Source organism: Paenibacillus sp. FSL K6-1566 (assembly GCF_038050475.1).
Lineage (GTDB): Bacteria > Bacillota > Bacilli > Paenibacillales > Paenibacillaceae > Paenibacillus_AQ > Paenibacillus_AQ lactis.
The window spans coordinates 5,499,981-5,518,257 of record NZ_JBBOSR010000001.1 but is presented as its reverse complement, the minus strand read 5'-3'; the positions used below and the strand labels follow the sequence as shown (position 1 = coordinate 5,518,257).

Genomic DNA, 18,277 nt, shown 5'->3' with positions numbered 1-18,277 from the left:
AAGTTAATCAGGGGAGCGAACTTAATGGATAAAATGACACAGGAAATGGTGGATATAGTTAAAGCTATGCCAGAGAGTCACGCTAGAAAAACACTAGCAAGGATATTTGCCCATATTCAAAACATAGGGTATGGCGGAAAAACAAAAGAGGATGCGTTTAATGCTATCCAAGAAATATATAAAGAAGAGGTTGCTTATCCTTCCGTTTTTAATATGCAAGAAAAAGACAAAGTATGAAATCAAGAACGAACTCACTTTGCACAAAAGGAGAGATGTTAGATGGCAAGAAAATCACTTGAAGATACTATTCGGGAAAATCTCGAACCATTCCGTAAGAAGTTTGAGCCAGGGAAACAGGAGACGCGATCAGCAGTTGAAATACTTCTCAGTCCTCTGCCGCGTAAGAAAAAGACACTAGTTCGCAAAGCGCGTAATCCTAAATTTGATAAAAGGCGATCATTCCGATTAAGAAGAAGCCGCCCAGCGCAAACAAAAGACCGCGCCCAATAATGGGTTAGCGGTCTTTCTTCGTTTACATTCGCTTAAACATCGCAGTATCCCGCGAGAAATACGTCCTGCAGCCGGTCTCAGCGTTCCGGATGCGCACGTAATCGGCCGTATACCGATCGATATATCCGCGTTCGACTTCGACATATTCACCGGCCGGATCTTCGTCCCACACAGATATGAGCGTTTGAGATAGGGCGGCCGCGAAGAAATGGACGTCTTGCGATAAGTCACACGTATTCATTCGCTTTCCTCAACCTTCACTAAAGTGATTATCTTGTTAATATCGGATATATTCAATGCTTCCGCAATCTTAGCGAGATGTTCAAAGTTGATGTTCTCTCTTTTCCCTCCAGCAAGCTCCGATAATGCCGCCCGCCGTACATCTGATTTCAACGATAGTTCGTTTATTGACATCCCGCGTTCCCGTAATGTTTCTTTAAGGACCACTTTTACTTTATACATAAATTTAAAAACCTCCAAAATAAGGGTTGACTGTACTTATAAGCGTACAGTATAATCGGAACAAATGACGTACGCATAAGCGTACAATAATTATGATCAGGAGGTTTAATTTTTATGACTCATACAACAATCGAAGTCTACCGCGGCCTGAACGCAGAGCCACTCGAAATTACCGTCACTCCCGACCTTTATCCGATCGGCTACCGCTATTCCCGACGCGACGAACGATTTATCCTCGTATGGAAACCGGAAGGCAGTTCCCGCCAGGAAATCGACGTTCACGTCCGTGTTCTTGCGTCAGTTTTACCGAATGTCTGCGCGAGTATATTGGAAGGCTATACGGCCGGCTGCGTCGAGGTAACGGACATTCAACTCTACAGGCTCGGCTTCTTCACGGGAGGGTTATATCATGACAACGGTTAACAACGGACTTTCGCGCTCGCATCGTACGGCCACTCGTCGGATAAGCCGCAGAACCCAACGAAATTTGATTCGCGGCCTGGCCTGGTTTATCGCAATGGTGATTCTGGAGGTACTCGCATGATTCTCGATCGCGTGCCGTTACTGCTGATTTACACGCCGTCTGAATCCGAATGGGTCGAGGCGCAGGTGATACATACTGAGCCGTTGACAGCCGCGTACCATCTTGAGGGATTTATCTGGGTCGCTAGAATCACGCCGCAAGACGACTATTATGTATGGACTACCGATGCTCCTCCGATTGTTGTATCGCAAGACAAGGGGCCGGATGATATACCAGGGATCCGCGACAAACTATTGAGCATGTCCGGTCTTGATTTCCTCGTTCGTGACGTCCTGGATAGCGGCGTTCGACGTAGAATTTTCGCTATGACTACGCCCCTCGATGATGCACGTGTCAGTTGCGCTAACAACTAACGCGTATGAGCGGAGAGGGGTTCGGTACATGCCGGCGGCAACCGGTATTATCAGCTTTCGGTCGTAGCTGCAAATGCGGCCACACGTTCAGAGATCGGACAAGGTGCGCGAACACCGTTGTTCCGAAGGTTTAATCGTCTGAGACGGCGCCAAACGTTATCAGACCGTCGATTACAACGCGATATGAGAGGCGCCAAACTCTCCCGGAAAGTATCGCGGTATCGCTGGTAGCAGGCTGACCGGCGAGGCAATTGCTGATGAGGCGGCAACCTTGTCCGCTTTTGTTATTTAATAATACGCAACAAACGAACGTGCGTTCCACTTTTCTTGTGAAAATTTTAAAATTTCATTAGTTAACAAATCACGGTAGGTAGTTTATGTTAGATGTAACAACTTGAGGGGGTTATCTAATGTCTTTTATAGAGGCAATTAAACGTTACCAGGAATCAGGAGATACAGACGCGATAAAGATGATCCGCGAGGCTATGAATTACGATTACCTTCACTCGCCGACAGGTCTGACGTTCGATAAACCGGAAATGTACGTCGCATTCCGTTGCCTGCGTCTTTTGCGCGGGCGTCTGGCTACGATTAAATACACGTTGTCCGAACACGGGCTTCATTCTCGTCGTGATTCTCCGGAGTATATTTTCGGAGAGTTTGCCGCCGCAATTAAAGGCTGGACCGGGATCGAGCTTACCGTCGAAAACTTTCAGGAACATGAGAAGTATCTCGCAAGCTACCTTCCGACGTTCGTCGATCTAAGACACGCGTACGAGAGGATAATTGGCGCACGGCCTACGATATGGCACATGCTCACAAACGAGATTATCGAAGAGAATTGGCCGGAACTGGAGGCGGCGCTTAAATATGCTTTAGAGCGCGTTGATGCGAATCGATCGGAGCGTGAGATTGTCCGTTACATAAACCGAGCGACTCGGACGGCTTACCTCCGCACTCAATTCGAGGGGATGCGTCGGGTTCGGAGGGACGGGCAAAGTAGGTACGTCGAGCCGAAGTACTATGGACCGATCTACGCGATTTTTGGCAGCGCGTCTATTGATATCGGTAGATTGAGCGGACGGCAACGGCAACTCATCCATAGAATCAGCGAAATCATCAAAAAGGACTACGAGGAAGGTAGAATCGAGGCTTATGCGGTTGATATCAAGGGAGGATATCGGATCATCAATCGGCACATCGCGGAGAAACTCGGGATGCATGAGGCGAGCTTGAGCCGTGCCATAGGACGAATAAGTGTTAAACTTTGACGTATTGTTTCGAGTTTATAGGGAAAGAGAAAGGACGGGAGAACGTGGACTTTCCTTTGATTTTACGGGCAATAAGGGGAAGGTAGTTACCTTCTACGCGATTTACCGACCTTGAAAGTATAGGGAGTAAAATTTCTCCTGCAGGTACCTGTTTTTTATACGACCAGTTGGTCTCTTATTTTGAAGAGATACATGCATTCTCCGCAATCTCATGACTATATACAGTGAGGGAAGTTTAAGCCAGTCTGCCACCGCGTCGCATCCCTGACGTGTGAAGGCGGCATTTTTATTTTGAGTTTAAGTTAGGAAAATCTAACGGAAGAAGGAGGCGCAATATTATGACGATCACAGCGGATACAATGTTCAAGCTACGCAAGGTCTACCGGTTGTCCCAGGCGGAAATAGGCGCAATGTGTGGCGTCTCAGACGCGTTCATTAATCAGATTGAGCGCGGCAAACGCAGCCTATCCGACCGAATCAAGCACGGGCTTATTCGCGAGTTTGAGCTGACACCGGAAAAGCTGGCGCGGGTTCTCGCTATATATGAAGAAACGACGGTTATAACGAAAGGGGTGTCATAATGACAAACGAAAAGGCGATTCACTCGCAACGAATGGCCGGCTGGTTAATTTATAGCGGTCACAAACTAATCAAGATCTGCGATAACAAGCGGCAACCGGGCTTCAACATATTTATCTTCGCTGATACACCTACATTACGTACTGACATGGAACGGTATCAACCAAGGAATACGATATAGTACGGAGGGTAGGGACCCTCGGAAGTGTTTACGTATTAATAACGTAATTTTATATGTGTTTGTGGCAGATAAATCGAAAAAAAAATAAAATAATTTTCGAAAGGACGTTCAAATGTCCACTATTCAAAGAAAAGGCCGAGAGGCAATCGAGCAATTAGAGAGACAGCAATTTTTTAACAAGCGACGCAAACAAGTAGACGCAGCTTGGGCTGAGTATATTACGGAGGTCTATGATAGAGTCGATAAGGAAGACGAAAAGCCATACCATTACGGATTTGATGCTCTATCAGCACAGACCGATGCATTCGTTAGGCGCGAGGCTGAAAAGTGGGCGCGTTCCTGCAGGAAGTACCGTTTGTACGAGGATGATTTCGAAAGTCACTTTCGCTATACCGTGGTGAAAGCCGCTCTAAAGTATGATGGACAAAGAGGTACATTCTTTGATTTGCTTGGCACAGCGATTAAAAACGCCGGCCGGGATCTGGTGCGGAATGCATTGACAAAGAAGAATCGAATTAACCATCTTGCATTATCAATTGACGATGAATCCGCGTCTAAGAAGGTCGCAAAGATTGCGGCACCGCATACCACCGAAGATATCGTCTTACCGAGACTTATCATCGCGGAAATGGAGACGGACACGTCATTAACCGAACAGGAACGCCAGTTATTCGAGTTCCTTAAAGCCGATCCAGATGCGACGTTACAAGAAATGGCGGACGCACTCGGGGTTCGTGACCGGAAACAGGCATCGCGAGTCAAACAACGAATGGCAGATAAACTAAGAAAATATTACGAAGATTGAAAAGCGCAGGCACACACGCCGAGCGCTATTTTTATGCCCAAAAAGGAGCGTACGAATGAATAACAACCTTAAGAGAATCCAATCACTCGCCCGCAATCACTGCGCAGCCTTCACCGGTACCGACGGATGCCGATACGAACCTAACGGACAACCGCGTTGCCAATGGTTCCGCACAGATCCGCAGGCGCTGCCGTTCATTGAGGCCGGTGATATGCGGTGCCTGGAATTTGAACGCTCAGTGCTTCCGATTGATCCTGCGCTAGAATCGCGTTACTTCAACCGCGAAGAGAATACGGCCACATGCGAACGCTGTTCAACGCCGATCGTTAAGACGTCAAACCGAATGAAATATTGCGGAGAGTGTCGCGAGATCAGACGAAAGCAAGGCGCAGCCGAACGGGCAAGGCGGCGTTATTGGGCGGCCAAAGTCTAGCGTTTTAGGGCCTAATAAACCGCGTAGTAATGCAGGTTCTCGGGCTCTTGTTTTAAGAGATAGGGTGTTTATACCGGAAAGCTGAAATACGGCTTCAAAAACGTGAGGAAGGGAGGCGGGACATGACCGAGTATCAGAGCGCAGCTTCAACCTGGTGCGAGTTTTATAGGCCAGATCGCACATGCACACTCATGGACGCGCTGCAGTCGGAATCAGATCCGCGTTGCAAATGTTTCCGAGAGCCGGCCGCAGATTGTCGGTATCTACGGTTGGTTGTACTAAATGAGCGGAGGCGAAAGGCGAAATGATTAGCGTAGATTATGGCGCACGCTGGCCGATTAAGTTCGGACAATTTCCTGCGGATGAGGTTCCGGAGCTTTACGAGGCTCTTATCGAGTTTGTCGGCAGCGTGATAGTTATCGATACCTGGGTCGCGATGGATGACGTTAAGAAGTGCAAGCTGATCGAGAAAATTTCGATAGAGTTTTGCAAGCGATCATCTCCGAAAAAGATTTACGGCGTGGGCCAGGCGGAGATCCGCGGCGGGATAATTGACGCGATCGATATGTACGAGGGAGGCGGTAGTGCGTGGCTAAGCAAATTCGGGTCATATCAATCGCGCCAGTTAGATATCACCGCAGACTCGTCACATTGCGAGACGGATCCGGAAATGAGTACGAGATTTATTACGGCGAGGCGGTCTCCGAGAACTTCATACGTAGATTCGCGCCGATGGTAGTAACCAAAAAACATATACGGAGGTAGAACGAATGTTTATCGAGGGAAGAATGTGGAACGGACTAGATGAAGAGGAAATGGCGGGGGTTTATTCGAGGATCGTTTACACGGGCATTAAGTCACCGGTTGCGCCGCCGAAGCCTAACCGTAAGGCAAATGAGATGGGAAAAGCCATCGGCAAGGCCGTCGAAGGCACACCAACAGGCGGCGAGTTTACCGGAACTATTGCGGCTCCAATTAAAGCGCGAGGCTTCGGATTCATCTCGCCTGACCACGATGAAAGGGAAATATTCTTTCACATTAGTGATAGTCCAAATGCCGAAGGGTTAAAGCGAGGTACCCGCGTCAGATTTGATTTGAAGCAAAACATCCGCAGCGGTAAGACCACTGCTATTAATGTACAAACAATTTAAACCAAAAAAGGGGATATGAAAATGACAAAACACGCTGAACACATCGCAAAGGTTAAAGAGATTATTTACGGGCAGGAATCGCTAGTTGCGGCGAAGGATATCTACACTCGAGTCAAACAAGAAATGGCCGAAATTCAGAGGGACCCGGCGTTATCAGCCATCGGTATTGCCCAAAAACAACGCGAGGCCCAAGCACGCGCAGGCGTCGAACTGGCGAAGATCATGCGAGAAAACAAAAAACAGATTGACGCCGAACTTGCTGCAGCCGAAAAGATTGCTCGCGCTGCCTTAACGCAACCAAACGCGAAGCCTGACGAAGAAGTACTCCGCGACTTTAACGAGAAATACGGTCAACTCAAAACGGAGTTAGTCGTATTCGGGAGCGCACAAGCGGCCGCTAAGATGCTCGATTTTATGGCCGGCGTTAAGGATCCATACCTAGCGAAACAGTTGGCCGATGACTTTGCAACAACAGGCGTTGAACTTCGGAAACATGTCGGGGATCAAATGCGGCTGCGTACCGTTTATGAGGGCGTAAAGGCGAAGGCCGAGACCGATAGTCGTGCGCTTGCAAAGAAGGCGCTAGAGGAAATCGAGTCTTTGCGCACGATGAAGCCTATTAACTCCATGGTAACACTAGGCTCGGAATCCGCTCTTGGTGATACTGCAAGAGAAGTTATCGCGAATCACGAGGGGTTTTTACGTAGTCACGGAGAGTGACCAAGAATAAATAACGGGGGAGAGAAACCTATGACAATTAAATTACCTACAGCTGTCCGGACGGCAGTTAACGCATACACAACTGAAAGCACAAAACATGAGACGCTAATCCAATCGCACCGAGACGTACTAGATAAATTAGACGCAGACTTGAGAAAAACTAAGGCCGATTTAGCTAGCGCTACGCAAGCAACGATCGCCAATCCGACCGCAGATAAAATCGAAGCCGAAGCGCAGTATGCTCGCAAGGTTAAGGAGCTTGAGGGCGATATTGTTGCGGCACAAGAACGCCTGCAGGCGGCTCGCTCAGCTCATTCGGCGCAGCTCGGAAAGTTAGCGGATGAAGCAATAAATATCGGTCGTGATGAGGCCGTGCGCTACTTTAACGAACAGAGAGACACTAAGCTTAAAGCGATTGAAGACGCTAAACATGCGTATCTGGCAGCGCTGGTAGACCTTCATACACTGCGGACAGAGGCCTATGAGATCTACCGTACTGCCGTCAACGAGACAAACCCAGCGCGTGCCAACCGATTGGAGAGTCCGAACTTTACGGAGCTGACGCCATTTTATCGCGGCGGCCGTCAGTTACACGGTGTATCCGAGTCAGAGATTATCCGCGCATATAAGTACGGACGAATCGAGCCGACGAGCGTAGCAGATGGCCGCGAAATTACGAACTAAATATAACGATCGATACCAAAGGGCTCGCCAAATGGCGGGCTCTTCATTTTAAACGGAGGTGAAGTAAATTGCTCGAAAAAGAAATAGAAGCGTTGAAAGCGCTTGGGCCGTCCGCCAGGCTTTTCGGTCAAATCATGGAGTGGAAACGGCCAGGCCGACAGCGGTTCAGCACGATATTCCCGGGAGCACATGCTCAGTGGATCCGGACTGCGGCGGTATTTCAACGCTCAGAGGATCCGGACTTTCACGCGCTCGGCAATCATATGCGGAGAATAGCGGAATTATCGGCGGAGATGGATGAGATGGCGGAGGATACGCGCCAGTTCAGACGCAAGTTACGGGAATATAAGAGGGCGTTAGAACGACAGCAACGGGTGCTGCGCCGACTCATCGAAAGGACGGTGCCGGAAGATGGCGTTTGATCTCATTGGCCGCATTAAGATCCAGGATGACGGCGCAAGTAGGGCGTTTGATAAGGTAACACGGGCCACGAAGGATGCAAGGCGAGCAATGGAAAGTTTCGAGGACGCCAATCGATTAACAGAGCGAGCCAGCCGAGCGGTTGCTTCGAGTTCCGAACAAGTCTCGCGGGAGATTTACGGGGTTGAGCGTGCGGCTCGTAGTGCGTCGAAAGCGGTGGGACACCTCGGCAATAAAGCTAAAAGTGTTTTCGGTAGTCTGAGTCGCGGAATCGGGAGAGGCGCATTGTACGGCGGCATAGCTGCTATCGGTGCGGCCGGTTATGTCGGTTATAGCTCCTTAAACAAGGCGATGGACTTCGAGGCTCAGATGTCGTCTATACAGGCGCTAACAGGCGCTTCGGATGCGCAGATACAGCGGATGCAGACGCTGGCGCTACAGCAAGGCGCCCAAACAAAATATAACGCATTGCAAGCGGCGCAAGGGATCGAGGAACTTCTAAAGGCGGGAATTACGCCTGCCGCTGTTGAAGCTGGCGCTCTCAATGCCGCCCTTAATCTCGCCACAGCCGGGAGTTTGGAGTTAGCAGACGCTGCGGAAATCATGTCCACCGCGTTAAATGCGTTCCAGGAAGACGGAATGTCCGCTGCACAGGCGGCTAATATCCTTGCCGGAACTGCTAACGCGTCTGCTACGTCAGTTGAGGAACTGCGGTATTCCCTTTCGATGACTTCCGCCGTTGCCGCCGGCCTGGGTATGAACTTTGAAGACACGAACGTTGCGTTAGGGATATTCGCTAACCGCGGGCTGAAAGGTTCTGACGCAGGTACATCCCTGAAAACGATGCTCCAAACGTTGCAGCCTGTTACAAAAGAGCAAATCGAACTGTTCAAGGCTCTTGGACTCGTAACAGCAGACGGCTCGAATCAGTTCTTCGATGCGGCGGGCAACATTAAATCGCTTAATGAGATCGCTGGAACTTTGCGCAAGTCTATGGCGAAGTTGACGAATCAAGAACGACAACACGCCCTTAAACTAATGTTCGGTACGGATGCGGTAAGAGCTGCGACCATTCTTTATAAAGAAGGCGCAGAGGGCGTCGAAAAGTTCAGGGAGGAAATGTCCAAGGTGACCGCTCTCGACGTTGCGCGTAAGAAGATGGATAATGCGTCCGGCGCCGTCGAGCAGTTTAAAGGTGCGGTTGAAACGTTGCAAATTGCGGGAATGATGCCGTTACTGCCGATCGTTAAGGATCTCGCTAATTCTGCTGCTGATTTCGTCGAGCAATACACGCCGCAAATCGTGGCCGGAGTTCAGGCGATGGTCGATAAAGCAAAGAAGTTTATACAGGATAACTTCACAAACAATCCCGAGTTTCAGCGGCTGACAACGCTCGAGCAAAAGATCGAGTTTACATTCGATCAATTTGGCGAGCTATTCAATCGGTGGTGGAACGCTGGCGGCGCAGAACGTGTCACAGAAGCCGCGACCAAGATTACAAACCTAATCGGCACGGTATTAGGAAATTCTGAACCGCTCTTTGACGCGGCAGTTAAATTAGGCGTTCAAATCGCGGACGGCATACGCCAGGGGATCATGCAGCAGTTTCAGCTTCCGGAGGGGCTGCTCGATCTCGTTCCAGGCGGAAACTCCGCGAAGACGAAACGTCTTATCGAGTTTAACCAAGCGATGGAGGATGCGGACGATAATAAGCCAATGTTCGGTGGTCCGGCCGTCATGCAGGCACCGGTTAAGCGGGGATTATGGGACTCGCTTAAGGATGGTCTTGGGTTCAATGGAGGCCTCCGTAATGTCCCGTATAATAATTTTCCGGCGCGTCTCCACGCGGGTGAGGCGGTACTGACTCGCGAGGAGGCGAAACGTTGGCGCGGAGAAGGCGGCGCTAACTACGGAGGCAGTGGTGGCGTAACTGTCAACGTATACGGCGGTCTGACTGTGCGCGAGGAGGCCGATATCGAAAAGATTGCGGGAGGACTTGCGCGCTTGCTGGCGCAATAATTAAAACTTGCGGAATCATGGCCTAGCGCTGTGGTTCCGCTTATTTTTGTTTACGGAGGTTAATACGAATGGCTAAACGTAGGAAGAAACGAGCACGGCCGCCGCTGGACGATCGGCACCGTCTGGCTATCGAACTATTGACGGCTGTTCCGTCGCAGAATCTCGAAGACATAGCGCAGGCTTGTGGAGTAAATAGACGTACGTTGTTCCGGTGGCGATTGCGCAAGGACTTCGAGAGGGAGTTGCGTAAGGTACAACAGCGGAAGGCCGACGAATATCGACGCAGAATGAAACGAAAGTTTAACGCACGTATAACCGATGCAAGGGACCTCGAGGAAGTGTTCCGCGTGATGGATTTAATACCGTAGAGTCCGGCGATGTAAATTTCGGACATATTCGGCAGATCGGGGCGGAAACCCGCGGTAAACGTGGATGCGGCGCAGGGTTAACGGAAATATGGCCGGATTATATCGCGTCCCATTATTGCGCATTAAGGCGGATTTTTGAACACGGGGGGCCTGGCGTATGGCCTCCGGAAACTTTTCGGCAACAAAACGCCTCGGACCGGACGGACGCGCCTAAACTCGGGGGGTTAGCGCTGCATAAACGAATGCATAACGTATGGATTACGATTATTTACCGCGATAAAGTGAACCGCATAACGGCGCGGTTTATAGCGGATGCATAAACGATGCATAACGGGATATTCCGGTGATTACGGAAGAATGGCGTAGTGGTGCGGGTTCGCAGGCTATCGGATGGATTGCGGATTACACATCACCAATCCTGCTCGATTGCATACGAATGAATAACGCTTTAGTGCGGTGAAGTGACGACCCCCAAGGCACCCCCTCGAAGGCCCGTCAACAGGCACTCGCAAAATCTAAGCACCAATTTGAACTCGTAGGTAAAATATGTAAATTAAACAACGCTATATCTATATTATAGTAGAAAAACGTTAGTCTTGCGCAGACCACTTCCGTTAGGGTATAATCCGATCAACGATATCATGCGCTATAGAGGCGCGTAATTAACAAGTACATTCGGGGATTATCAATCCCGTTCATTCGCAAAAAACGTTGATCTGACGCGGTTTTATCCGAGCGTAAGCCACGCGCCAGATTCACCATCCATAATCCGAACGCTACCGTCACTTGCGGCTGCGGCTCGTCCTTCCGCACGAGGGAAGATGCGGGTAAGCCAAGCGCTGAGCCTTGCTAAAACCGGAGTTACGCCATTAATGGTGTCGAATGTGGCCATGCGAAAGCAATGGCGCCATGGTTGCGGATTGTACCTGAAAAACGCAGTCCTCAATCGAGACAAGGAATGAAAACAACCCTATATTAGCGTTTTGGGATTGTGGATCACGACCTTCATGACGGTGAATAAACCGATATGGAGGTCGTTTTTAATGTCTCTGAAAACTCCTTTGTACAGTAAATGGATAATTATTTATTATATGGGTGAATGCGATTTTAATGGTTATACTGAAATCTATGGTTCAGCAAGTGCAAAAGAATTAAAAGATCTTCTGGAAAATAACCCTGAAATTTTAGTGATGGACACTGAAAATGGGGACCAGCTACCTCTAGGTCTTTTCTGGAAATATGAACATAGTAAGTAGGTGGTGAAAAAAATTAGATTTTCTTCATTGCAATATGCCTTCATTATTTTCTCAATGTTTGGGATCTGTTTTTTTATTAATGGTTTAATCATTCAGAATATTCTTGATCAAATTGTGAGTCACAAATTTAATATTGTAATTCAAGGAATATTCGCATCCTTCTTTGCACCTTTCTTGATTGGAGTTAAGGAGAAGCGAGTCACAATACTTAATTTTATCAAAATTGTTGTTCTAGTAATTCTAGTTCAACTAGTACTACCACTTGCTTCCTTTCAATTAATACGGCCGCTATATTCAAGATACGAAAGTATTTTTTATATGGTAGCAGAAATATTACCATTTTTTTGTATTTGAAATGAACTATGTAATTATGTCAATAGTAATTAATATTATTTCACTTTCTTTCGGCCTTTATATCGGTAGGAAACTAAACGGGGAGGCTCTATTGTAGAAACCGTATTCCTTCGATGGCCCATAAAAAATGCAGCTTTTCTTCATCGACGAAGAAAAAGCTGCATTTTTTTAGATAGCAGAAAAGTATAAACTTCGCGGAGTCAGCTTCCTGATATCGCGATGAAAAACTACCGCTAAACGAGGTCTGTCATCTTTGAATGTACGACGATAGACGTTTTTCTTATATTGCCCGCTCAAGCCGGAAAAAAGAACGTATCGTTCAGCATCAGCACAACCATCGCCGCTGCGACCAGCGAGAAGACGATACAGCCGGCTCCCAGGCCTCGGCGCTTATCCTTGATGAACCTGAAGCCCAGCACGAAGATAACAACCGTGACCGCTGCAAGGGCAAGCGACATGCCAATCATGGCAATCCAGTACAACACTTCAAACAAGCCAGCCAAAATGAAAATCCTCCTTGATCTAAAATCCCTATGTGTTATTAGTTATGGACATCCTGATGGTTTTACTATACGACAGAACACAGCATTTGGAAAGCGTACCGGTACAGACGACACGATAATGCCAAATTATTAGGCATACCGTCACGGACAATCATCCAAGAGGATACATGGCGGATCGAATACGATAACGTATGTCATGATAAAAGGAGGCGAAAGCAGCATGGCGGGAAGACAGCTGGCCAGCAAGTGGCTCAAAACGGAGGCGCTGCTGACGGATCCGCAAGTTGCTCCCTACATTCCGGCTACGATGCCGTATGCAGCGGATACTCTGGTCTCAATGCTGGATGAGCACGGCATGGTTGTGATTAAGCCGATCGTAGGAACTGGAGGCAACGGCGTGATCCGGGTACTGCAAGACGGAACGGGTTACTTGATCACCCATAAGAGGCGTTCCGTTCATGTAAATACACAACAATCTATGCAGTATGTGTTGTCCAGAATGAGGCTCAGACGACGCTACATCATCCAACAAGGCATTCATCTGGCCAGTATTCAAGGCCGTCCGCTGGATTATCGGGTTAAAGTGGTCAAGGAAAGGGGCAGATGGGAATTCCGCGCGATGCTGGGGAGACTTGCAAGTCCGGGGCTGTTTGTCACGAATATTTGCAAGGGTGGATCACTGCTCCGGCTGCGTCATGCGCTTCGTTTATCCCTGCCGCACATCAATGCTTGGGAGAAGCGGAATGAAATGCGCCATCTGACCCGGCAGTGCATCGCCATTCTGGAAGCAAGATTTCCGGGGATCGGTGAGCTTGGCTTCGATTACGGGCTCGATCATGAAGGGAAGATTTGGATTCTTGAAGTGAATACAAGACCGGCCTAATAAATACGAAATTTTCCATATTATATCGTTTATACGAATTATTCATAGGGTAATAAAAAAATAACAATATATTATTGATTAAATTTTTTTATAGGAAGTTGTTCACGATCCTGTGTATAACAATTATCCCCATAATCCACTTTGATATGACCTCGTTTTTAACACTTACCAACAAATTATACACAGGATTTCCACAGAAGGTTGTGGATAAGCGAACAGTTGTTCCGTTTTTCTATGTCTGATATGATAGATTCAGGAAATTTGAGGAAGGGTGTGAGAGGGATGGCTATGTTGACGGATGAGATGCTGCTCGATTCCTATCATATGGCTGTTGAATTGAAGTTAGAGCGTGAGTTCATTACTCTACTGCTGGCCGAAATTCATAAACGGAACTTGGACACCAATTCCGGCAGCATCCTGCATTAATTCACATTTTTCGTATAAAGATCAGATAGATTACGACGCTGCATGCGTATAATGCGGGATGAAACAACCTGGTTCTACATATGTAGATCAACCGAATAGAAAAGGTATCTTCGATGGAAGGATCATCCCTTCTGATCAAAGATACCTTTTTTCTTGCTTTAAACACTGCTCTATTGCAGCAATTTCATAGATAGTAGATTCTTAGGCCGTGATTAAAGCTTCATGTTGCTGCTGTGGCCCGGAGCCAGTCTTGCTTCCGGATCGATGTATACTTTCGCGTTGTTGATCGCGGTAGGCGCCTCGCCGAAGCCGACGGCGATCAGCTTGACCTTGCCCGGATATGTCGTGATGTCGCCGGCCGCGAAAATGCCGGGAATGCTCGTCTCCATACGGGAGTCGACGACGATGGAGTTGCTCTCGATCGCGATTCCCCATTCCGAAATCGGTCCAAGCGAAGAAACGAAGCCGAAATTGACGATCACGTCATCCACTTCGATCTCCTGTGTTTCCTTCGTTTTGATGTGGGTCAGCGTCACCTTGCTGATCGTATCTTCACCGTGCAGCTCAGTGATCTCTGTAGGAGTAATGATATTCACCTTGGAAGCCATCAGCTGCTCGACGCTGTGCTCATGCGCGCGGAACTTGTCGCGGCGGTGAACCAGCGTCACCTGCTCGGCAATCGGTTCGATCATCAGCGCCCAGTCTACGGCCGAATCGCCGCCGCCGCTGATCAGCACCTTCTTGCCTTTGAAGCGGCTCAGATCGTTTACGAAATAGTGAAGATTGCTCTTCTCATATTTCTCCGCGCCCTCGATCTCCAGGCGGCGGGGCTGGAATGCGCCGACGCCAGCCGTAATGATAACCGCCTTGGCGTGGTGCTCTCCGAGATTCGTCTTGACGACAAAGTGGCGTTCTTCCAGCTTTTCGACAGACTGGACCTTCTCCTCCAGGCGGATATCCGTGTTGAACAGATCCATCTGTTTGGACAGATTGTCCACAAGCTCCTGGGCCGTAACCTTCGGGAAGCCTGCCACATCATAAATATATTTCTCAGGATACAGCGCTGCCAGTTGGCCGCCAAGCTGAGGCATGCTCTCAATCAGCTTTACCGACGCTTGGCGCATCCCGCCGTAAAACGCAGCAAACATCCCTGCAGGTCCGCCGCCGATAATCAATAGGTCGGTCATGCTGTTGTCTTGTGGCGTCGTTGTCATGCGGTAAGCACCTCCGTTTATTAGGGTTCTATTCGAATCAGACAGACGATTGTCTAAGATTATGCTGATTCATGAATTCCCTAACTATTATAATCGTCACGACCCGGCATGAAAAGTCGAGAATTGAGCTAAAATACCTACACTTGCGATGATTGCGCTTACTTTACACGAGGGGGGATGCGATGCGGCGGGGGCTACATATTAACTGGCAAAAAAAACTTGATCTTTGCTTGCTTTATGCATATTATTAACGTGATAACTTGTGTTCATAGCAGGTTGACTGAATAGGACAGCATCTGGATAAACATCCGAATCCACCCGGGTTTTCGGGCCTGGACGAGCATGGACGGACACAGTCAGGTCAAATCGTGAAATGGGCTCTGATGAGGGGCTCTTCTCTTTTTTTGCATGCTTTTCACAAAATGTTAACAAGTAAACCATACTATATATATAAAGAGTCAAGCCGGAAGGAGCAGGAGAATGAGCAGCATACCGAAGATCGTAATCCTTGGTGCGGGTTACGGGGGCATATTGACAGCGCAGCGGCTGCAAAAAGAGCTGAATTATAATGAGGCCGACGTTACTTTGGTGAATCGACATGACTACCATTATATAACAACGCATTTACATATGCCGGCAGCAGGAACGGACAGCATCGAGAATACGCGGGTATCCATCTCGAAGCTGATCGACGAATTCAAGATCGATCTGGTGAAATCCTCGGTTCAAGAGATCCGACTTCATGATAAGAAGGTTATTCTTGAGGATGGCACCCTATCTTATGATTATCTCGTGATCGGACTCGGCGGCGAGCCGGAGACGTTCGGCATTCCAGGGCTTGCCGAGCATGCGATGACGATCCGGAGCATTAACTCGGTGCGGCTGATCCGGGAGCATATCGAGTATCAGTTTGCTTTGTATAAAAATGAACGCAGACCGCAGGAGCGCATTAACTTCGTCGTTGGCGGCGCGGGCTTCAGCGGCATCGAATTCGTCGCGGAGCTGGCTGACCGCATTCCGAAGCTGTGCAAGGAATATGACGTTGACCCGACGCTGGTGAACATTTACAACGTAGAGGCTGCGCCGTCCGCGCTGCCGGGCTTTGCGCCGGAGCTGGTCGATTACGCGATCCGCGTGCTGGAGAAGAAGGGAGTCACCTTCAAATTCGGCGTAGCCATTAAAGAGTGCCTGCCTGGCGCCGTCCTTCTGAACAACGGGGAAGAGATCCGTTCCCAAACCGTTGTGTGGACCGGCGGGATCCGGGGGAACCGCCTTGTTGAAGCGGCGGGCTTCGAGACGATGCGCGGCCGCGTCAAGGTGGACGAGTATTTGCGGGCTCCGGGATACGAGAACATTTATATTATCGGCGACAACTCGCTGATTTTTAATGATGAAGGCCGTCCTTATCCGCCTACCGCCCAGATTGCCATGCAGCAAGGCGTTTGCTGTGCGCAGAATATCGTGGCTTCGATCCGCGGCAAGGCGATGCGGAAGTTCGAATTCCATAACAAAGGCACAGTTGCCTCTCTCGGCAAGGGAGAAGGAATCGCCGTCGTCGGCGACAAGAAATATCAGGGCTGGAAGGCCGCTCAGCTCAAGAAGCTGGTGGATTTGCGATACCTCTTTATTATCGGCGGCATTCCGCTTGTCCTGAGAAAGGGAAGGTTTCTGTAAATGAGACACTGCAGCGTTCAGGTGCGGGGACTGCTCACGAGAGAGGAGCTGGACCGCTATAATGCATTGATGGAGGTCGGCTCCTATCTGGAATCGCAGGAACGCTACGACCTGGCGTATACGATCCAGCAGGAAGTGGATATTCTCATCCTTCCCGCCATTGAGCGACTGAAGGAAAAGGGGCGTGCCCGGGACCGGGCGACGGCCGAGTATTTGGAAAGCCTGAGCAAGCAGGAGCAGGAAGACGACGAGTAAGAGGGATGACGTCTTGGAGTGCCACGAAGCACATGAAGATTTTCATTCTGCATTCTAGTATAGACGATCGCTTTCTTGGTTCTAATCCCAAAAAAGGTGGAAGACATGCTCGAAGAGAGCACCTGTCCTCCACCTTTTTCGTTTAAGGGAGCGGCTTGGTGGTCGAAGGCTTTCCCAAAGGAAAATCTTGCAGCGCACACACATGCCTAGACTGAATGTCTCCGTTGGATAGAGGATCCCCATTGAAGTGGGGACAGCGATGGGAACTATAAGCAGTTCTCGCATTGTCCCCAAACACAACAAGAGGGCCCCGCCAGATCAAAGATCTTTTGGGTAACCCTCTTAATTGTTGCAGCGAATGGCGACGTTTAAACCTTCATAAGCTCGGTAAACGAGGCTTGGTCCAGCAAGTTGCCGACATAGAACGGCCCGAACTCGCCAAAGCGTGCGCTGACTTCATCAAAACGCATTTCATAGACAAGCTTCTTGAACTGCAGCGCATCGTCCGCGAACAGGGTAACGCCCCACTCCCAGTCGTCAAAGCCGACGGAGCCGGTGATGATCTGCTTCACCTTGCCGGCATATCCGCGGCCGATCAGGCCATGGCTTTGCATCATCGATCGGCGCTCATCCATGCTCAGCATGTACCAGTTGTCCGACAAATCGCGCTTTTTGTTCATCGGGTAGAAGCAGATATGCTTTGCTTTCGGCAGGGATGGCTTCAAGCGGGCCACGACATGCGGATTTTGCATCGGATCCTCGTTCGAGGAGCCTGCCAAATAGTTGCTCAGCTCGACGATGCTTACGTAAGAGTAGGCTTTGGTTGTGAACTGAGCGAAGGTTGTTTTGTTAAAAGCATTCTCGATCGCGTTCAGTTCCTCCAGCGTCTCGCGCAGGTGCATGAACACAAAATCGGCCTTCTGACCGACAATCGTATATACGGCGGTGCTTCCCTGCTTGGCTTCGCCAACGGCAGCCCACTCCTCAAGGAAGCCGTTCAGCTCGTCCAGCGCAAAGGCGCGAACCTCATCGTCCGCGGCTTTCCAGGCGGACCAATTGATCGTGCGGAAATCATGCAGGGCATACCAGCCTTCAAGCGTCATTGCAGCTTCGTTCATGAGATCACTCCTAAACAATATGTTCGATAGCTCCCGAGCGGATCACCGCTTGCTATCATGACAACTCCCTACATTGTACTGTACACGCGGTCCG

27 protein-coding genes and 1 pseudogene are annotated in these 18,277 nt (G+C 49.2%); 23 read left to right on the top strand and 5 right to left on the bottom strand.

What is annotated here, in order from left to right; translation table 11 throughout:
• Positions 1 to 24: 24 nt before the first annotated feature.
• Positions 25 to 237 carry a hypothetical protein gene (locus NST08_RS24655; protein WP_341342395.1) on the top strand — a complete coding sequence of 71 codons (213 nt, stop codon included), beginning with the start codon at positions 25 to 27 and terminating at the stop codon, positions 235 to 237.
• Positions 238 to 279: 42 nt separating this feature from the next.
• Positions 280 to 510 carry a hypothetical protein gene (locus NST08_RS24650; protein ID WP_341342394.1) on the top strand — a complete coding sequence of 77 codons (231 nt, stop codon included), beginning with the start codon at positions 280 to 282 and terminating at the stop codon, positions 508 to 510.
• A 22-nt stretch (positions 511 to 532) separates the two neighbouring features.
• On the opposite strand, the gene NST08_RS24645 is transcribed toward NST08_RS24650, so the two are convergent.
• Both NST08_RS24645 and NST08_RS24640 read right to left on the bottom strand, forming a co-directional pair.
• Positions 533 to 751, bottom strand: a complete 219-nt coding sequence (locus NST08_RS24645; protein ID WP_341342393.1) for a hypothetical protein — start codon at positions 749 to 751, stop codon at positions 533 to 535.
• Positions 748 to 972: a helix-turn-helix domain-containing protein gene (locus NST08_RS24640; protein ID WP_341342392.1), complete on the bottom strand. Its 225-nt coding sequence runs from the start codon at positions 970 to 972 to the stop codon at positions 748 to 750. The genes NST08_RS24645 and NST08_RS24640 overlap by 4 nt, the downstream gene beginning before the upstream one ends.
• A 114-nt stretch (positions 973 to 1,086) precedes the next feature.
• Here NST08_RS24640 and NST08_RS24635 point away from each other — a divergent pair, with 114 nt between their 5' ends.
• From NST08_RS24635 to NST08_RS24560, 17 genes and pseudogenes are all read left to right on the top strand, one after another.
• Entirely contained in the window at positions 1,087 to 1,395 is a 309-nt protein-coding gene (locus NST08_RS24635; protein WP_341342391.1) for a hypothetical protein, read from the top strand.
• Complete coding sequence (locus tag NST08_RS24630) at positions 1,382 to 1,516, top strand: hypothetical protein (protein WP_341342390.1); 135 nt, start codon at positions 1,382 to 1,384, stop codon at positions 1,514 to 1,516. The genes NST08_RS24635 and NST08_RS24630 overlap by 14 nt, the downstream gene beginning before the upstream one ends.
• Positions 1,513 to 1,869, top strand: coding sequence for a hypothetical protein (locus NST08_RS24625; protein WP_341342389.1), 357 nt, complete (start codon positions 1,513 to 1,515; stop codon positions 1,867 to 1,869). The genes NST08_RS24630 and NST08_RS24625 overlap by 4 nt, the downstream gene beginning before the upstream one ends.
• A 410-nt stretch (positions 1,870 to 2,279) precedes the next feature.
• A complete protein-coding gene (locus NST08_RS24620) occupies positions 2,280 to 3,140 on the top strand; it encodes a hypothetical protein (RefSeq protein ID WP_341342388.1) in 861 nt (286 codons plus the stop codon).
• Between the two features lie 338 nt (positions 3,141 to 3,478).
• Entirely contained in the window at positions 3,479 to 3,721 is a 243-nt protein-coding gene (locus tag NST08_RS24615) for a helix-turn-helix domain-containing protein (protein WP_341342387.1), read from the top strand.
• Positions 3,721 to 3,900: a DUF5659 domain-containing protein gene (locus tag NST08_RS29980; protein ID WP_445933638.1), complete on the top strand. Its 180-nt coding sequence runs from the start codon at positions 3,721 to 3,723 to the stop codon at positions 3,898 to 3,900. Before NST08_RS24615 ends, NST08_RS29980 begins: the two co-directional genes overlap by 1 nt.
• Before the next feature lie 112 nt (positions 3,901 to 4,012).
• Entirely contained in the window at positions 4,013 to 4,705 is a 693-nt protein-coding gene (locus NST08_RS24610; RefSeq protein WP_341342386.1) for a hypothetical protein, read from the top strand.
• Positions 4,706 to 4,760: 55 nt separating this feature from the next.
• Entirely contained in the window at positions 4,761 to 5,138 is a 378-nt protein-coding gene (locus tag NST08_RS24605) for a hypothetical protein (protein WP_341342385.1), read from the top strand.
• Between the two features lie 304 nt (positions 5,139 to 5,442).
• Entirely contained in the window at positions 5,443 to 5,877 is a 435-nt protein-coding gene (locus NST08_RS24600) for a hypothetical protein (protein ID WP_341342384.1), read from the top strand.
• Positions 5,878 to 5,908: 31 nt separating this feature from the next.
• On the top strand, positions 5,909 to 6,289 hold the full coding sequence (locus tag NST08_RS24595) for a cold shock domain-containing protein (RefSeq protein WP_341342383.1): 381 nt from the start codon (positions 5,909 to 5,911) through the stop codon (positions 6,287 to 6,289).
• Between the two features lie 21 nt (positions 6,290 to 6,310).
• Positions 6,311 to 7,009: a hypothetical protein gene (locus NST08_RS24590; RefSeq protein ID WP_341342382.1), complete on the top strand. Its 699-nt coding sequence runs from the start codon at positions 6,311 to 6,313 to the stop codon at positions 7,007 to 7,009.
• Positions 7,010 to 7,039: 30 nt separating this feature from the next.
• Positions 7,040 to 7,693 (top strand): hypothetical protein, encoded by a 654-nt coding sequence (locus NST08_RS24585; RefSeq protein ID WP_341342381.1) that lies wholly within the window; start codon positions 7,040 to 7,042, stop codon positions 7,691 to 7,693.
• A 68-nt stretch (positions 7,694 to 7,761) separates the two neighbouring features.
• Positions 7,762 to 8,115 carry a hypothetical protein gene (locus NST08_RS24580; protein WP_341342380.1) on the top strand — a complete coding sequence of 118 codons (354 nt, stop codon included), beginning with the start codon at positions 7,762 to 7,764 and terminating at the stop codon, positions 8,113 to 8,115.
• Positions 8,116 to 8,398: 283 nt separating this feature from the next.
• Positions 8,399 to 10,132 carry a phage tail tape measure protein gene (locus tag NST08_RS24575; RefSeq protein WP_341342379.1) on the top strand — a complete coding sequence of 578 codons (1,734 nt, stop codon included), beginning with the start codon at positions 8,399 to 8,401 and terminating at the stop codon, positions 10,130 to 10,132.
• Positions 10,133 to 10,200: 68 nt separating this feature from the next.
• Positions 10,201 to 10,500, top strand: coding sequence for a phBC6A51 family helix-turn-helix protein (locus tag NST08_RS24570; protein WP_251537985.1), 300 nt, complete (start codon positions 10,201 to 10,203; stop codon positions 10,498 to 10,500).
• Positions 10,501 to 11,254: 754 nt separating this feature from the next.
• Positions 11,255 to 11,353: pseudogene (locus NST08_RS24565) on the top strand (iron-sulfur cluster assembly accessory protein); the annotation flags it as partial.
• A 190-nt stretch (positions 11,354 to 11,543) separates the two neighbouring features.
• Positions 11,544 to 11,756, top strand: a complete 213-nt coding sequence (locus NST08_RS24560) for a hypothetical protein (protein WP_210094563.1) — start codon at positions 11,544 to 11,546, stop codon at positions 11,754 to 11,756.
• Between the two features lie 647 nt (positions 11,757 to 12,403).
• On the opposite strand, the gene NST08_RS24555 is transcribed toward NST08_RS24560, so the two are convergent.
• Complete coding sequence (locus tag NST08_RS24555; protein ID WP_028404799.1) at positions 12,404 to 12,613, bottom strand: hypothetical protein; 210 nt, start codon at positions 12,611 to 12,613, stop codon at positions 12,404 to 12,406.
• A 220-nt stretch (positions 12,614 to 12,833) separates the two neighbouring features.
• On the opposite strand from NST08_RS24555, the gene NST08_RS24550 reads away from it, so the two are divergent.
• Positions 12,834 to 13,496: a YheC/YheD family protein gene (locus NST08_RS24550; RefSeq protein ID WP_028404800.1), complete on the top strand. Its 663-nt coding sequence runs from the start codon at positions 12,834 to 12,836 to the stop codon at positions 13,494 to 13,496.
• A gap of 282 nt (positions 13,497 to 13,778) precedes the next feature.
• A complete protein-coding gene (locus NST08_RS24545; RefSeq protein ID WP_028404801.1) occupies positions 13,779 to 13,922 on the top strand; it encodes a sporulation histidine kinase inhibitor Sda in 144 nt (47 codons plus the stop codon).
• A gap of 212 nt (positions 13,923 to 14,134) precedes the next feature.
• Here NST08_RS24545 and NST08_RS24540 read toward each other — a convergent pair whose 3' ends face one another.
• Positions 14,135 to 15,136, bottom strand: a complete 1,002-nt coding sequence (locus NST08_RS24540; RefSeq protein WP_007131994.1) for an NAD(P)/FAD-dependent oxidoreductase — start codon at positions 15,134 to 15,136, stop codon at positions 14,135 to 14,137.
• A gap of 480 nt (positions 15,137 to 15,616) precedes the next feature.
• Between NST08_RS24540 and NST08_RS24535 the strand changes: the two genes are divergently transcribed.
• A complete protein-coding gene (locus NST08_RS24535) occupies positions 15,617 to 16,810 on the top strand; it encodes an NAD(P)/FAD-dependent oxidoreductase (protein ID WP_210094562.1) in 1,194 nt (397 codons plus the stop codon).
• Positions 16,811 to 17,065: a hypothetical protein gene (locus NST08_RS24530; RefSeq protein ID WP_007131996.1), complete on the top strand. Its 255-nt coding sequence runs from the start codon at positions 16,811 to 16,813 to the stop codon at positions 17,063 to 17,065.
• Positions 17,066 to 17,433: 368 nt separating this feature from the next.
• Here NST08_RS24530 and hemQ read toward each other — a convergent pair whose 3' ends face one another.
• Complete coding sequence (gene hemQ, locus NST08_RS24525; RefSeq protein ID WP_341342378.1) at positions 17,434 to 18,183, bottom strand: hydrogen peroxide-dependent heme synthase; 750 nt, start codon at positions 18,181 to 18,183, stop codon at positions 17,434 to 17,436.
• Between the last annotated feature and the right edge of the window lie 94 nt (positions 18,184 to 18,277).

What these genes read in the sequence shown, in the direction of transcription:
- NST08_RS29980 (WP_445933638.1), top strand. Translation starts at nt 3,721, where the DNA reads ATGACAAACGAAAAGGCGATTCACTCGCAACGAATGGCCGGCTGGTTA.
- NST08_RS24600 (WP_341342384.1), top strand. Translation starts at nt 5,443, where the DNA reads ATGATTAGCGTAGATTATGGCGCACGCTGGCCGATTAAGTTCGGACAA.
- NST08_RS24550 (WP_028404800.1), top strand. Translation starts at nt 12,834, where the DNA reads ATGGCGGGAAGACAGCTGGCCAGCAAGTGGCTCAAAACGGAGGCGCTG.
- NST08_RS24655 (WP_341342395.1), top strand. Translation starts at nt 25, where the DNA reads ATGGATAAAATGACACAGGAAATGGTGGATATAGTTAAAGCTATGCCA.
- NST08_RS24620 (WP_341342388.1), top strand. Translation starts at nt 2,280, where the DNA reads ATGTCTTTTATAGAGGCAATTAAACGTTACCAGGAATCAGGAGATACA.
- NST08_RS24535 (WP_210094562.1), top strand. Translation starts at nt 15,617, where the DNA reads ATGAGCAGCATACCGAAGATCGTAATCCTTGGTGCGGGTTACGGGGGC.
- NST08_RS24650 (WP_341342394.1), top strand. Translation starts at nt 280, where the DNA reads ATGGCAAGAAAATCACTTGAAGATACTATTCGGGAAAATCTCGAACCA.
- NST08_RS24635 (WP_341342391.1), top strand. Translation starts at nt 1,087, where the DNA reads ATGACTCATACAACAATCGAAGTCTACCGCGGCCTGAACGCAGAGCCA.
- NST08_RS24610 (WP_341342386.1), top strand. Translation starts at nt 4,013, where the DNA reads ATGTCCACTATTCAAAGAAAAGGCCGAGAGGCAATCGAGCAATTAGAG.
- NST08_RS24630 (WP_341342390.1), top strand. Translation starts at nt 1,382, where the DNA reads ATGACAACGGTTAACAACGGACTTTCGCGCTCGCATCGTACGGCCACT.
- NST08_RS24625 (WP_341342389.1), top strand. Translation starts at nt 1,513, where the DNA reads ATGATTCTCGATCGCGTGCCGTTACTGCTGATTTACACGCCGTCTGAA.
- NST08_RS24640 (WP_341342392.1), bottom strand. Translation starts at nt 972, where the DNA reads ATGTATAAAGTAAAAGTGGTCCTTAAAGAAACATTACGGGAACGCGGG.
- NST08_RS24585 (WP_341342381.1), top strand. Translation starts at nt 7,040, where the DNA reads ATGACAATTAAATTACCTACAGCTGTCCGGACGGCAGTTAACGCATAC.
- NST08_RS24590 (WP_341342382.1), top strand. Translation starts at nt 6,311, where the DNA reads ATGACAAAACACGCTGAACACATCGCAAAGGTTAAAGAGATTATTTAC.
- NST08_RS24540 (WP_007131994.1), bottom strand. Translation starts at nt 15,136, where the DNA reads ATGACAACGACGCCACAAGACAACAGCATGACCGACCTATTGATTATC.
- NST08_RS24605 (WP_341342385.1), top strand. Translation starts at nt 4,761, where the DNA reads ATGAATAACAACCTTAAGAGAATCCAATCACTCGCCCGCAATCACTGC.
- hemQ (WP_341342378.1), bottom strand. Translation starts at nt 18,183, where the DNA reads ATGAACGAAGCTGCAATGACGCTTGAAGGCTGGTATGCCCTGCATGAT.
- NST08_RS24595 (WP_341342383.1), top strand. Translation starts at nt 5,909, where the DNA reads ATGTTTATCGAGGGAAGAATGTGGAACGGACTAGATGAAGAGGAAATG.
- NST08_RS24530 (WP_007131996.1), top strand. Translation starts at nt 16,811, where the DNA reads ATGAGACACTGCAGCGTTCAGGTGCGGGGACTGCTCACGAGAGAGGAG.
- NST08_RS24615 (WP_341342387.1), top strand. Translation starts at nt 3,479, where the DNA reads ATGACGATCACAGCGGATACAATGTTCAAGCTACGCAAGGTCTACCGG.
- NST08_RS24570 (WP_251537985.1), top strand. Translation starts at nt 10,201, where the DNA reads ATGGCTAAACGTAGGAAGAAACGAGCACGGCCGCCGCTGGACGATCGG.
- NST08_RS24545 (WP_028404801.1), top strand. Translation starts at nt 13,779, where the DNA reads ATGGCTATGTTGACGGATGAGATGCTGCTCGATTCCTATCATATGGCT.
- NST08_RS24560 (WP_210094563.1), top strand. Translation starts at nt 11,544, where the DNA reads ATGTCTCTGAAAACTCCTTTGTACAGTAAATGGATAATTATTTATTAT.
- NST08_RS24645 (WP_341342393.1), bottom strand. Translation starts at nt 751, where the DNA reads ATGAATACGTGTGACTTATCGCAAGACGTCCATTTCTTCGCGGCCGCC.